We start from the raw sequence: 13,562 nt of genomic DNA on the forward strand, positions 1-13,562 counted from the left end.
GTGGACGAGGAAGCAGGCATCATCCTGGGGGATGCCATCGCCTTTTGTCAGCGCGACGGCCAAGATGCACGCCTCATCAACATGCTGGGGCAATCGCGCGCCATAAGCCTGACCGAAGATACGCTCACGATCGAGGCCCCCTCGCGCTTTGCCATCGCGCAGCTCAAAAAGCATCAGCCGACTATTGAGGCCTATCTGGAAGAAATCGCCTTTGCACCGATTGCGCTCGACATCGTGGCACCGCAAGGCGCCGCGATGGAATCCGCTGCCGCGACGGCGCCCGCCACGGCTCCCGCTGCTTCCCCGGCGGTGCCGGCCTCCGCAGGCGACGTGCCGGCAATCGAGCACCAGCACAGCGATGTTTCCCGTGAAACCATGGCACCGTTGCCGACCGCGGCGGCGACGTCAACGAATGCACCCGTCACACACATGCCCATCGCTCACGACGCGGCGGCGGGCGCGGATTCGGGCATTGCAATCAAGAACACGCTCTCGGCCGACGATTTTCGTCGCATGATGAACCAGATGAAGGGCGGAGCGCCGACCAAATCCACGCAAGCTGCGACCCCCGCCTCATCCATGCCAGCACCGACCGTGCCGGCCGAGCAGAATACGGATGGAGCCCCACTCGCCGCGAACTCAAAATTCACCTTTGAGAACTTTGTCTACGGCCCCGAGAACAGCCATGCCTATCGCTCGGCACTCAAGTTTGCCGCCCTCGCGGACGAGCGCGGCACGTGCACATCACTGTTCATCTACGGCAAATCGGGCCTGGGCAAGACGCACCTGCTGCTTGCCATCAAAAACGAGCTCGCCGAGAAGTCGCCCGAGATCAAGGTCAAGTATGCCAACTCCCAGGCGTATCTGGACGACCTGATGACCGAGTTCGACCGTCAAAAGAAGAGCAACGCTCCCATCATGCAGGCGTACCACGGCGTGGACGTGCTCATCATCGATGACATCCAAAACATCATCGGCAAGCGCGCGAGCGTGGACTACTTTTTCCAGCTCATGGACGAGTTCATCCGCAACAACAAGAAGGTCGTCATCGCGGCAGACCGTGCCCCCAAGGACCTGAGCATGGACGAGCGTCTGACCAGCCGCTTCAACGCCGGCATGCTCTGCCTGGTCGCAGAGCCCAGCTACGAGATGAAATACAAGATCTTGCAGCGCTATTACGAGAACACCATCGTCGCCGCTCCCGAGGTAGGCGACGACTCGCTGTTGGCGGCCTATGGGGGCGACGGCGGACACCTGACCGACGAGCACTTTAAACACATGGCCGAGGTCTCGGGCACCAACATCCGCGAACTCGAGAGCTTTTGCGAGCGCTGCGCCGGCGAGGCGGGCGACCGTGAGCGCGAGGGCGGGGAGCTCACCTTTGACGATATCGACGCCATCGCCAGCCAGTACTTCGACACATCGGCCAAAAAGATCAACGTCCAGACGGTTCAGTCCGTCATCGAAGAGCAGTACGGCGTGACGCACGAGGAGCTCATCGGCCCGCGTCGCAACGCCAATATCGCCAAAGCACGCCATATCGCTATCTACCTGGCCATCGAGATGTGCGAGATGACGACCACGGCGGTGGGCGCCGAATTTGGCAACCGCAACCACTCGACCGTCAGCACGAGTTACAAAAAGGTCCAGAAGATGATCCAGGAAGATCGCACCGTCACCGAAGACCTCAAGTCGCTGCGCGATAAAATTACACTGCGCTCGTAGGGAAATAGAGACACCTGTTGAAAACTTGTCGAAACCACGGGCATAAGGTGTCTAAAACCCAACCCGCGATGATGAAAAGTTTTGCGCAGGTTTTGAACGTGGAAAACCACCCCTGTTGCACACAGGTTGCTGTCGATTCTCTTTCTGGGTCTGACCTGCGTCTTTGTGAGTAATCAACAGTTTCGTCAGCGCTATTACTATTATTAAGATATTTATATCTATAGAAAGGTATTAAAAGATGAAGTTTACCGTCAGCCAGAGCTCGCTTACACAAGCCATCGGCGTCGTTATGAAGGGTGTCGCTTCGGCATCCACCCTTCCCATCCTGTCGGGCGTGCTCGTTAAGGCCCAAGACGGCATCTTGGAATTCCAGACCTCTAACTACACCATCTCGATCCGCCATCGTATCGCGGCGCATGTCGAAGAAGAGGGCGAGATGGTTATCCCTTGTAAGATGCTCTCCAATATCACCAAGACCCTCCCCGATGCCCCGGTCACCTTTGAGCTGTCCGAGCGCCAGGTGCTGATTGGTTGTGAGAAGAGCTCTTTCCGCCTGAACACGCTCGATGCCAATGACTTCCCCGAGTTTCCGGCCTATGCCATCGAGAGCGCCGTGGAACTGCCGACCGATATCTTGTCCGAAATGGTCGGCCGCGTGTGGCGCGTCACCTCGACTGACAAGGCCCGCCCCATCCTGGGTGGCGTGCACATGAAGGTCGAGAACAACACCGTGCGCCTGGTGGCGACCGATTCCTTCCGCTTGGCCGTGTGCGATACGCAGGTCGAGACCTCGACCCTCGAGGGCTCCTTTGAACTCAACGTTCCGGCCGACGCCTTTAACGACGCGCTGAACATCATGGCCAGCCAGGCGACCATCATGATCGGGGCTACCGACACCCAGGTCGTCTTTGAGGCCGGCAACACCACCTACGTGTCGCGCCGCATCGAGGGCGTGTACCCCAACTACAAGCAGCTCATCCCCGATTCGTGCGTGACGAGCGTCAAGATCGACGTCGCCGCCTTTAACGCCGCGCTCAAGCGCGTGGCCGTTATCGCGAGCGCCAACCCCGCCGTCAAGTTCGAGATCGATGTCGAGAACGGGCAGATGGGCCTGTCTTCCATTTCCAATGACCAGGACCTTGCGCAGGAGACGATCGATGTCGAGGCCGAGGGCGAGTCGGGCACCATCGCCTTCAACTACCACTATATCTTCGGCTGCCTCAATGCCCTGTCCAAGGAGAAGGAGATCACGCTGGAGCTCAAGAGCTACTCGCAGGCGGGCATCTTCAAGTCCTACGACAAGATCAACTACCTGTACCTGGTCATGCCGGTCCGCATCTAGCAGCCGCCCTATGACCATATTCGCCCGCGATCTTTCCGTCGTACACTACCGCAGCTTCGATAGCTATCGCCTTGCCCTAGACGAGGGCGTGACGATACTTGCGGGACCCAACGCGGCGGGAAAGACCAATCTCATAGAGGCGCTGCAGCTGCTGACGAGCGGCGCCTCGTTTAGGCATCCGACCGCAGCCGAGCTCGTCCATGATGGCGTGGGCTCGTGCAGGGTCGAGCTGAGGCTCGAGGGCGACGGCCGCGTGCTTGATATGGGATTGAGCGCGGGGGACGGTAAGCGCTCGTTTAGCCGCAACGGCAAGAGATGCTCCGCCGCCGGTGTGCGCGGGGTTCTGCCGAGCGTGCTGTTTTGTCCCGACCATCTGGACATGGTTAAGCGAGGCGCCAGTGTGCGCCGCGCCGCCCTCGATGACTTTGGCATGCAACTGAGCGCACGCTATGCCGATCTTGCGAATACCTATGGGCGTTGCGTGACCCAGCGTAATGCCTTGCTCAAGGAGACCTGGTGCTGCCGCGAGATGCTCGGCGCGTGGAACGATTCGATTGCCCGCGCGGGCTCGGCCCTGCTCGTGCACCGGTTGGCCCTACTCGACCGGCTGGCGGGCCATGTGCGCGCTGCCTACGGGCAAGTGGCGTCCGGTGAGGCCGCCAACGTGTCCTATGCGTCCACGCTGGGGGATTTGCCCCAGGTCGAGGATCGCGAAGAGCTGAAGGGCTGGGCGTACGAGCGCATGCTGGCTGCCCTCGATGAGCACGCCGACGAGGAAATTCGCCGCGGCGTGACGCTGGTGGGACCGCATCGCGACGAGATTGAGTTTACCGTGGCGGGTCGCTCCGCCCGTTCGTTTGCCAGCCAAGGACAGCAGCGAACGTTGGTGCTGTCCTGGAAGGTGGCGGAGGTAGCCGTGGCTCGCGATGTCCTGGGCACCGCCCCACTGCTGCTTTTGGACGACGTGATGAGCGAACTCGACGGCGAGCGCCGCGGTGCTTTTCTGCGGCTGATCGGCGATGATATCCAGACGGTCATAACCACGACCAACCTTGGGTACTTTACCGATGACCTGCTTGATCGAGCCAAGGTGGTGAGCATGGGTGAGACGTGCTAATTACGAGCGCGAGAGCGAAACGGTCGCCTTCAGTGGCTTTTTGAACGCAGAGCGTCAACGCATCCTGGCGGCCGCGACACCTGAGCGCCGTGCGCAGATGGAGGCTGCCGAGGAGTCGCGCGCGGTCTATCGCGCGTGGAACGCGGTGTGCTCGGGCACGCGCGAGGGGCGGCATGTGACGGGCCTGCGCTACCTGCCCGAGTCCAATGAGCTGCTGATATATCTCGACTCGCCCTCGTGGACGCAGGAAATGACGCTGTTGCGCGAGATCATCCGCGCGCGCATGGAGCGCGCCGGTGCGCATGTGGATGGCCTGGTGTTCAAAACCACCGCGCCCGGTCACACGCCGCCCGCCGCCAAGGAGCGCCTGCGCCCGGCGACGACCGAGCACCCGCCGGCCCCGCACGCCGACCTAAGTGAGGCCGAGCGCACCGAGATTGAGCGCCAAGTGGCGCCCATCGAAGACCAAAAACTGCGCGAGGCCCTCGAGAATGCCATGAGAGCCAGTGCCGAGTGGGCCAAGGGCGTGCAAAGCAAAAAAGAGCCTTAAATCGCATCTGGTGGCCTTGTAGAGCCAAATACCCTCATTCCCGAGGGTATTTTTTTACGATAAACTAGTAAGGCTGTACACATTTTCTTGACTGAAGGAGGACGTGTGGCAAACGAAAACGATTACGATGGCGGCGAGATTAAGATTCTCGAAGGTCTCGAGGCCGTTCGTAAGCGCCCGGGCATGTATATCGGCTCGACGAGCGCCAGCGGTCTGCATCACCTGGTGTGGGAGATCGTTGACAACTCCGTCGACGAGGCCATGGCCGGTTTCTGCACCGAGATCCAGGTGACGGTCCACGCCGACAACTCCATCACGGTCGTCGACAACGGGCGCGGCATCCCCGTCGACGAGCACCCTGTTAAAAAGATTCCGACGCTCGAGGTCGTCATGACGATCTTGCACGCCGGCGGTAAGTTCGATAACTCGGCCTATAAGGTCTCGGGCGGCCTGCACGGCGTGGGCATCTCCGTCGTCAACGCACTGTCCAAGCGCGTGGTCGTTCAGGTTCGTCGCGATGGCAACACCTACGAGATGGAGTTCTCGCGCGGCAAGACCGTCAAGAAGATGGAGGTCGTGGGCACCTCGGATTCGACGGGCACCACCGTCACCTTCTGGCCCGACGACGAGATCTTCGAGACCTGCATCTACGATTTCGATACGCTGCACAACCGTCTGCAGGAGACGGCGTTCCTCAATAAGAACCTCAAGATCGTGCTGACCGACGAACGCGAGGCGACTCCCCACGTGGAGGAGTTTTGCTACGAGGGCGGCATCATCGACTTCGTCAAGTTCCTCAATGAGGGCAAGGACGTCCCCGAGGCCTTTAAGGAGCCTATCTACATCGAGGGCAAATCGGACCCGGACGCACCTGTGGCCAAGATGGGCGAGGTTGAGGTTTCCCTGCAGTGGAATAGCGGCTACGGCGAGAACGTCATGTCGTTTGCCAACGACATCTACACCCCCGAGGGCGGCATGCACCTTGAGGGCTTCCGCACCGCGCTCACCCGCGTGATCAACGATTACGCGCGCAAGCAGAACCTGCTCAAGGAAAAAGACGCCAACCTGACCGGCGACGATGTGCGCGAGGGCCTTTCGGCCGTTATCTCGGTCAAGCTGCCCGATCCGCAGTTTGAGGGCCAGACCAAGGCCAAGCTCGGCAGCTCCTATATGCGCGCGCTGACGCTCAAGATCGTGACCGACGGCCTTGCCGATTACCTCGAGGAGCATCCTAAGCCCGCCCGCGAGATTGTCAAGAAGGCCCAGCAAGCCTGCAAGGCCCGCAACGCCGCTCGCAAGGCGCGCGAAGCGACCCGTCGCAAGAGCCTGCTCGAGACGGCGTCCCTGCCCGGTAAGCTCGCTGACTGCTCGGTGCGCGATGCCGAGCTGACCGAGCTCTTCATCGTAGAGGGCGACTCGGCAGGCGGTTCGGCCAAGGACGGCCGTCGCCGAGACATCCAGGCGATTCTGCCCCTGCGCGGCAAGATTTTGAACGTCGAGCGCGTTGGTGACCATCGCGCGTTCTCGAGTGACACCATCCAGTCGCTGATTACCGCGATCGGCTGCGGCGTCACGACGAGTGCCGGCGACGGCGGCGATTTCGATATCACCAAGGCGCGCTACCACAAGATCATCATCATGACCGATGCAGACGTCGACGGTGCGCATATCCGCATCCTGCTGCTGACGTTCTTCTACAAGTACATGCGTCCGCTGATCGATGCCGGCTACGTCTATGTTGCCTGCCCGCCCATCTTTGGCATTAAGGTGCGCAACAAGATCCACTACGTGTATCCCAACGGCCGCCAGCCCGAAGACGAGATCCTGCGTGACACCATCCAGAGCCTGGGCCTGAACCCTGACGATAACGACGAGGACGGCAAGGCCAAGGACGGCAAGATCACCAAAAAGCGCAAGGGCTATACCGTCCAGCGCTACAAGGGCCTGGGCGAGATGGACCCCAAACAGCTTGCCTCGACGACGATGGACCCAAAGACCCGCATTCTGCAGCGTGTGTCGATCGAGGACGCCGTGGTGGCGGACCGCGCCGTGCGCGAGCTGATGGGTTCCGAGGTCGGCTATCGCCGCGAGTACATCGAGAAGCATGCGCATGACGCGCGTTTCCTTGACGCTTAAGAGGAGGTAACGTGGCAGACGATATCAACAATAACGAGGGTATGGGCGAGGCCGGCGATGCCGGTATGCCCGACGATCTGAAGCGCCTGCTTGCCCGTGCTGAGCAGGGCGAGGACGGCGACCCGGACGCCTATAACCCCGATGCCGATGATGATGAGGAAGAAGACGACGCTGAGCTCGAGGAGAGCTTTGGCGAAGTCGACCGTGGCGCCTCGGCCGGCGAGGATATCAACGGCGGCCAGCTCCAGATTTCGGAGTTCGGCCGTGAGATGAAGCAGTCGTTCATCGAGTATTCGATGTCGGTCATCACGGCCCGCGCCCTGCCGGACGTGCGCGACGGCTTAAAGCCGGTGCACCGCCGCATCCTGTACGCGATGAACGAGAGCGGCATCTATCCCAACCGCCCACACAAGAAGTCGGCCTGGACGGTCGGCGAAGTTATCGGTAAGTACCACCCGCATGGCGATTCCGCGGTCTACGAGGCCATGGTTCGCCTGGCGCAGTGGTTCTCCATGCGCACGCCGCTCATCGACGGTCACGGCAACTTCGGTAACATCGACGGCGACGGCGCGGCGGCCATGCGTTACACCGAGAGCCGCCTGGCCAAGCCCGCCATGGAACTGTTGCGTGACTTGCAGAAGGATACCGTCGACTGGCAGCCCAACTACGACGAATCGCTCGCCGAGCCCGTGGCGCTGCCTGCGCGCTTCCCCAACCTGCTGGTCAACGGCAGTCAGGGCATCGCCGTCGGCATGGCCACCAACATCGCCCCGCATAACCTCACCGAGGCGATCGAGGCCACCTGCTACCTGATCGACAACCCCGACGCCACCGTCGACGAGCTCATGCAGATCATGCCCGGTCCGGACTTCCCCACCGGTGCCATCATCATGGGTAGCGCCGGCATTAAGCAGAGCTACGAGACCGGCCGCGGTTCCATTACCGTGCGTGCCAAGGCACACGTGGAGTCCACCAAGACCGGCCGCAGCCGCCTAGTTTTTACCGAGATTCCCTACATGGTCAACAAGGGCACCCTGCAGGAGAAGATCGCCCAGCTCGTCAACGACAAGCGCATCGAGGGCATCTCGGATATGCGCGATGAGTCCAACCAGAAGGGCATCCGTCTGGTCATCGAGCTCAAGAAGGGCGTCATTCCGCAGGTCGTGCTCAACAACCTGTATAAGTACACCTCGCTGCAGACGACCTTCGGCGCCAACAATCTAGCGCTCGTCAACGGCGTTCCCAAATGCCTGAGCCTGCGCGAGATGCTGCAGCACTACATCGACCACCAGGTCGACGTCGTTACCCGCCGCACCCGCTTCGACCTTAAGAAGGCCCAGGCGCGTGCCCATATCCTCGAGGGCTACCTGATGGCCCTTGACCATATCGACGAGGTCATTAGCATCATCCGCTCCTCGCAGACCGACTCCGAGGCCAGCAGCCGCCTGATCGAGCGCTTTGGCTTTACGCCCGAGCAGACCACGGCCATCCTCGAGATGAAGCTGCGCCGCCTGACCGGCCTGGAGCGCGACAAGATCCAAGAAGAGTTGGACGGCCTGCGCCGCGCCATCGCTTACTACGAGGACCTGCTGGCGCATGAGGAGAAGATCCTGGGCGTCATCAAGGAAGAGATGCGTGAGATCTCCAAGAAGTTTGGCGACAAACGCCGCACCGAGATCAGCCAGGTTGAGAAGGACCTGGATGTCGAGGACCTCATTGCTGACGAGGACATGGTCGTGACCATCACCCACACCGGCTACGTTAAGCGCATCCCGGTGGCTGCCTACCGCGCCCAGAAGCGCGGCGGCAAGGGCGTATCGGGCGTCAACCTCAAAGAGGACGACGTTATCGACGAGATGTTCATCGCGTCCACGCACGAGTACGTGCTGTTCTTCTCGAGCAAGGGCAAGGTCTATCGCCTGAAGGTGCACGAGCTGCCGGTGGGTACGCGCCAGGCGCGCGGTACCGCGATCGTCAACCTGCTGCCCTTCGAGGAAGGCGAGAAGATCGCGAGCGTCATCAGCTGCCGCGAGTTCCCGGCCGACGAGTACCTGATGTTTGCCACCAAGAGCGGCATGGTCAAGAAGACCGTGATGAGCGCATATGACCGCAGCCGTCGCGACGGCCTGATCGCTATCAACCTGCGCGACGACGACGCACTGCTGAACGTGCGCCGCGTGCGCGAGGGCGACAAGATCATCCTGGCTACCACTGCGGGCAAGGCGATCATGTTCTCCGAGGAGCAGGTGCGCGCCACCGGCCGCGATACCAGCGGCGTTCGCGGTATCGGTATGAAGGACGGCGTGAGCGTTCTGGGCATGGAAGTCACTAACGGCAACGGCGATCTGTTCGTCATCACCGAGCGCGGCTACGGCAAGCGCACGCCGGTCGCGGACTACCCAGAGCAGAATCGCGGCGGCCAGGGCGTCTACACCATCCAAATGACCGAGCGTAAGGGTAACCTCGCGGCCATGAAGACGGTGGGCCCGCAGCACGAGCTGTTCATCGTGACGGAGGGTGCGACGGTCATTCGCGTCAAGACCGACGAAATCAGCCAGACTGGCCGCGCCACCCAGGGCGTCAAGATGATGACCGTCGACGACAACGACCGCATCTGCGCCGTGGCCCGCATGACAGCCGCCAAAGAGAGGCCCGAAGGCGAAGCCATAGAAAACGGCTCCGCCCCCGAAGAAACCCCTGTCGATCTAGGCGACGGCAACGACATGCCGGAAGATCTCCTTGACGAGTAAGAGGCCCTAACTGTTAGAAAATATCAGACCCCATATATCGGCGGTCGGCGCACTGCGCGCCGACCGCTTTTTTGAAAACCTTTGAACCCCGCGTCGGCCCCGGCTGCCCGGCGGCATGCGAAGTCGATCGCGAGTTCCGCACGAGCCGGAGAGCACTTAATGTGCTCTCCGTGCGAGCAGGACTGTCCGAGCAGGCGACTTCGCATGCCGCCGGGCAGCCGGGGCCGACACCCCTCAAAGATTTTCAAAAAAGTTGTTGACGCGCGCGTAACGACTCGTCTAATATATCCCTTGCGCGATGGACCTGTAGCTCAGTTGGTTAGAGCGTCCGGCTGATAACCGGGAGGTCACAAGTTCGAATCTTGTCAGGTCCACCATCAAAACTGTGAAGAGCCCTGGGGCGTTGCCTCGGGGCTTTTTTCTTGTCTGCGATAAATCTCATTTTGGTTTTGTGTGCTGTGCGAAAGATTGGGTAGTATAGCTATTCAATGCGGCGACCTTGCCGCGTGTTAACCGCTACGTACCGGAGGTGTTCCATGGTTCGTGTCGACATAGAGACCATCGTCATGGCCGCCGGTCCCGTGCCATCGCTTATCGTGCTTCGCGAGCGCTGCAGCAAATCGGACTCGCCCGCGCCACTGCGTTCCCTTTCCATTCAAACTGGTTCGTTTGAAGCTGCTGCCATCAGCCGCGGCATCGATAGCGGTCGCGCCGAGCGCCCGATTACCCATGACCTGTTGCTCGATACTGTTGGCGCCCTGGGCGCTAAGCTCGAGCGCATCGAGATCGTTCGCGCCGAGCCGCCGGTGTTCTACGCGACGATCGTCATACTGGCCGATGGTGACGAGCGCAAGATCGATGCCCGTCCCAGCGATGCCATTGCCCTTGCCGTGCGCAGCAATGCCCCCATGTTTGTGGAGGACGACATCATGAATCGCCTGGGCACCGTTTCTGCCCATGCCGAGGAAGTCGACGACGAGCAAGAGTTCGAGAAGTTCGACGAGTTCGTCCATACGCTCTCCCCTGATGATTTCTAAATGTCTGGTACGCGAGCGGAGAGGTCGCTGATGGGTGCCCGCGTATCGGCTGAGGCGGCTGCGATCGCCCGTGAGGCCCAGATGCGCTCTGAGGCGTCCGAGGCGGCACGCATTGCCTATGTGACGCAGGCCCGCACGCTTCGCGAACGCCGCGGCTCGTTTATCAAGATGGTTGTCGTCTCCGCCCTTGTCGCGGCAATCTGTTCGCGCCTTCGTGGTACAGTTGGTGCGCTTGGGTTTTCGATCTCTACGGGCCTTGTGATCTGGGGCGTGGTCGATGCGGTCATGCTGACCAGTCAGATCAAGGTACTCGACAAGCGCGCGATGGATATGATGCGCGCCCGCGACGCTGCCGCTAAGATCGCTGCTGAGGCACAAGAACTGTAACGACGCCAGACTCGATGGGAAGGTCTAAAGATGGCACAGGATATGCAGGACGCCGGTAACGTCTCCGCCGAGCTCGACGCCATGGTGTGCGATCTGATCGGCGCGTTCTTGGACGACCTTGCCGCCGGTGAAAACCCTGGCGTGGTCGTGGCAATTGAGGACGCCGCTTCCAACCGTTATCTGGCGGCGCTCGACGAGGACGGCGAAGAGGCGTGCCTCGAGGCGGCCACCAACTTTATCTCCGAGCACAAGATGGGTCTTAAGGACGAGGGCCTGGGCCGTATCGCTCGCTATGCCATCGGCTACACCGGCTGCGTCGAGATTGACGGCGGCTATCACGATGCTCTGCTCGTGAGCTTCTTCGAAACCACGCTCGAGAGCGGTTTTTCGGCATATGTGCTGTATGAGGGCATGGGCGCCGGCGATGGTTTTATGTGGAGCGACCCTGAACCTGCAGGTGAGGAAACCCCTCTCATCTAAAATCGCTAAAATAAACGAGTTTTCGGTAAAAGGCTCAATATTCCCGCTGAGCGTTGTATCGCTGGGCGGGCCGCGTACGCGTGCCGTTTGTATATGGATAGAAGATAGGGGAACTACATGCGCGTAGACAATCTGAGGAACATCGCCATCATCGCCCACGTCGACCACGGCAAGACGACGATGGTCGACAAACTCCTGCGTGCCACGGACGCCTTCCGTGCCAACCAGCAGGTCGAGGACCGCGTCCTGGATTCCAACGACCAGGAGCGCGAGCGCGGCATCACGATTCTCGCCAAGAACATCTCTATCGAGTATAAGGACGTCAAGATCAACGTCATCGACACCCCGGGCCACGCCGACTTTGGCGGCGAGGTCGAGCGCGTGCTGCGTATGGCCGACGGCGCCCTGCTGCTGGTCGACGCCTTTGAGGGCCCCATGCCCCAGACCCGCTTCGTGCTGCGTCACGCTATCGACACCGGCCTCAAGATCATGATCGTCATCAACAAGATCGACCGTCCGGGCGCCAACCCCGAGAAGGCCTACAACGACTGCCTGGACCTCATGGCCGACCTGGGCGCCACCGACGACCAGCTTGAGTTCGCCATGGAGCACGTGGTCTACGCCAGCGCCATGAATGGCTTTGCCCGCCTTGACCCCAACGACGGCAATATGGACATGTACCCGCTGCTCGATATGATCATCGACGACATGCCCGCGCCCGAGGTTGACGAGAACGCCCCGCTGGCCATGCAGTGCGTGACCATCGACCACTCCAACTTCGTCGGCCGTATCGGCATCGGCCGCGTGTACTCCGGCACCATTCACCAGGGCGACCAGATTTTGGTTGTGAAGAACGACGGCTCCAGCGCCACCGCTACCGTCAAGCAGCTCTTTACCTTCGACTATCTGGGCCGCACCGAGTGCCAGGAAGTCGGCGCCGGCGACATCGCTGCTGTCGTGGGTATTGACCGCACCGATATCGGCGATGTCTACACCGACCCCGAGAACCCCGTTGAACTCGAGCCCATCGAGATCGACCCGCCGACCCTGTCCATCGTCTTTGAGGCTTCGACCTCCCCGCTCGTCGGCCGTGATGGCGACATCGTGGGCGCCCGTCAGCTCAAGGAGCGCCTGTTCAACGAGGCCGAGAACAACGTGACTATGAAGATCGAGGAGCTCGAGGACAAGAGCGGCGTCGAGGTCTCGGGCCGCGGCATCCTGCACCTGTCCGTCCTGATGGAGTCCATGCGCCGCGAGGGCTTTGAGTTCCAGGTCGGTCGTCCCCGCGTTCTGTTTAAGAAGGACGAGAACGGCAACAAGATGGAGCCCGTCGAGCAGGCCGTCGTCGAGTGTCCGGACGAGTACTCGGGCAAGGTCGTTGAGGTCTTCGGCACCTCCGGCGGCATCATGACGAGCATGGATACCTCGGGCATCGTGACGCACCTCGAGTTTAAGATTCCGACCCGCGGCATCATGGGTCTTAAGAACCGCATCATGAACGTCACCCACGGCGAGGGCGTGTTCTACCACACCTTCCTAGAGTATGGTCCTTACGCTGGTGAGATCGGTAACCGTCAGAACGGCGCCATGATCTCCATGACCACCGAGAAGGCCGTTGCCTATGCTCTGGGTACGCTGCAGGAGCGCGGCCAGCTTTTTGTTGAGCCGGGCACCGAGTGCTACGAGGGCATGATCGTGGGCGAGCGCAGCAAGGCTGGCGACATGGTCGTCAACATCGCCCGTACCAAGAACCTGGGCAACCAGCGTTCCTCGACCTCCGATATCTCCGTTCAGCTGGTGCCGCCCCGCACCTTCTCGCTGGAGGAGGCGCTGGAGTACATCGCCGACGACGAGCTGGTTGAGATTACCCCCAAGAACATCCGCCTGCGCAAGCGCCTGCTCAACGCCACCGACCGCAAGAAGGCCGCCGTCCGCGCCGGCCAGGTCAACAAATAAGCGCTGGACTTTATAGCGTCTAACAAGAAAGGGCGTCGACCGTAATGGTCGGCGCCCTTTTTGTGCATAGGGACTGAGCTGG

10 protein-coding genes and 1 tRNA gene are annotated in these 13,562 nt (G+C 61.0%); all 11 read left to right on the forward strand.

The genetic code is table 11. The features are described from left to right. The 11 genes from AB5767_RS07025 (at nt 1) to typA (ending at nt 13,480) form a co-directional block, all read left to right on the forward strand. A complete protein-coding gene (locus AB5767_RS07025) occupies nt 1-1,725 on the forward strand; it encodes a DnaA ATPase domain-containing protein (RefSeq protein WP_368132005.1) in 1,725 nt (574 codons plus the stop codon). Nucleotides 1,726-1,963: 238 nt separating this feature from the next. Beyond that, nucleotides 1,964-3,067, forward strand: coding sequence for a DNA polymerase III subunit beta (gene dnaN / locus AB5767_RS07030; RefSeq protein ID WP_022094338.1), 1,104 nt, complete (start codon nt 1,964-1,966; stop codon nt 3,065-3,067). Between the two features lie 10 nt (nt 3,068-3,077). Continuing rightward, on the forward strand, nt 3,078-4,184 hold the full coding sequence (gene recF / locus AB5767_RS07035; RefSeq protein WP_368132006.1) for a DNA replication/repair protein RecF: 1,107 nt from the start codon (nt 3,078-3,080) through the stop codon (nt 4,182-4,184). Further along, entirely contained in the window at nt 4,171-4,734 is a 564-nt protein-coding gene (locus AB5767_RS07040) for a DciA family protein (RefSeq protein WP_368132007.1), read from the forward strand. The genes recF and AB5767_RS07040 overlap by 14 nt, the downstream gene beginning before the upstream one ends. A gap of 105 nt (nt 4,735-4,839) precedes the next feature. After that, entirely contained in the window at nt 4,840-6,870 is a 2,031-nt protein-coding gene (gene gyrB, locus AB5767_RS07045) for a DNA topoisomerase (ATP-hydrolyzing) subunit B (RefSeq protein ID WP_117769723.1), read from the forward strand. A 41-nt stretch (nt 6,871-6,911) separates the two neighbouring features. Then, on the forward strand, nt 6,912-9,620 hold the full coding sequence (gene gyrA / locus AB5767_RS07050) for a DNA gyrase subunit A (RefSeq protein WP_368132863.1): 2,709 nt from the start codon (nt 6,912-6,914) through the stop codon (nt 9,618-9,620). A gap of 300 nt (nt 9,621-9,920) precedes the next feature. Then, a tRNA-Ile gene (locus tag AB5767_RS07055) sits at nt 9,921-9,997 on the forward strand. Between the two features lie 159 nt (nt 9,998-10,156). Continuing rightward, nucleotides 10,157-10,657 carry a bifunctional nuclease family protein gene (locus AB5767_RS07060; protein ID WP_368132477.1) on the forward strand — a complete coding sequence of 167 codons (501 nt, stop codon included), beginning with the start codon at nt 10,157-10,159 and terminating at the stop codon, nt 10,655-10,657. Nucleotides 10,658-10,687: 30 nt separating this feature from the next. Beyond that, complete coding sequence (locus tag AB5767_RS07065) at nt 10,688-11,044, forward strand: hypothetical protein (protein ID WP_368132476.1); 357 nt, start codon at nt 10,688-10,690, stop codon at nt 11,042-11,044. Between the two features lie 30 nt (nt 11,045-11,074). After that, nucleotides 11,075-11,524: a hypothetical protein gene (locus tag AB5767_RS07070; RefSeq protein ID WP_089572580.1), complete on the forward strand. Its 450-nt coding sequence runs from the start codon at nt 11,075-11,077 to the stop codon at nt 11,522-11,524. A gap of 117 nt (nt 11,525-11,641) precedes the next feature. Further along, complete coding sequence (gene typA / locus AB5767_RS07075; RefSeq protein WP_006235837.1) at nt 11,642-13,480, forward strand: translational GTPase TypA; 1,839 nt, start codon at nt 11,642-11,644, stop codon at nt 13,478-13,480. Nucleotides 13,481-13,562 lie beyond the last annotated feature (82 nt).

Source organism: Collinsella aerofaciens, from assembly GCF_040926265.1.
Taxonomy (GTDB): Bacteria; Actinomycetota; Coriobacteriia; order Coriobacteriales; family Coriobacteriaceae; genus Collinsella; species Collinsella aerofaciens_BB.

What these genes read in the sequence shown, in the direction of transcription:
- recF (WP_368132006.1), top strand. Translation starts at nt 3,078, where the DNA reads ATGACCATATTCGCCCGCGATCTTTCCGTCGTACACTACCGCAGCTTC.
- dnaN (WP_022094338.1), top strand. Translation starts at nt 1,964, where the DNA reads ATGAAGTTTACCGTCAGCCAGAGCTCGCTTACACAAGCCATCGGCGTC.
- gyrA (WP_368132863.1), top strand. Translation starts at nt 6,912, where the DNA reads ATGGGCGAGGCCGGCGATGCCGGTATGCCCGACGATCTGAAGCGCCTG.
- AB5767_RS07060 (WP_368132477.1), top strand. Translation starts at nt 10,157, where the DNA reads ATGGTTCGTGTCGACATAGAGACCATCGTCATGGCCGCCGGTCCCGTG.
- typA (WP_006235837.1), top strand. Translation starts at nt 11,642, where the DNA reads ATGCGCGTAGACAATCTGAGGAACATCGCCATCATCGCCCACGTCGAC.
- AB5767_RS07065 (WP_368132476.1), top strand. Translation starts at nt 10,688, where the DNA reads ATGGGTGCCCGCGTATCGGCTGAGGCGGCTGCGATCGCCCGTGAGGCC.
- AB5767_RS07070 (WP_089572580.1), top strand. Translation starts at nt 11,075, where the DNA reads ATGGCACAGGATATGCAGGACGCCGGTAACGTCTCCGCCGAGCTCGAC.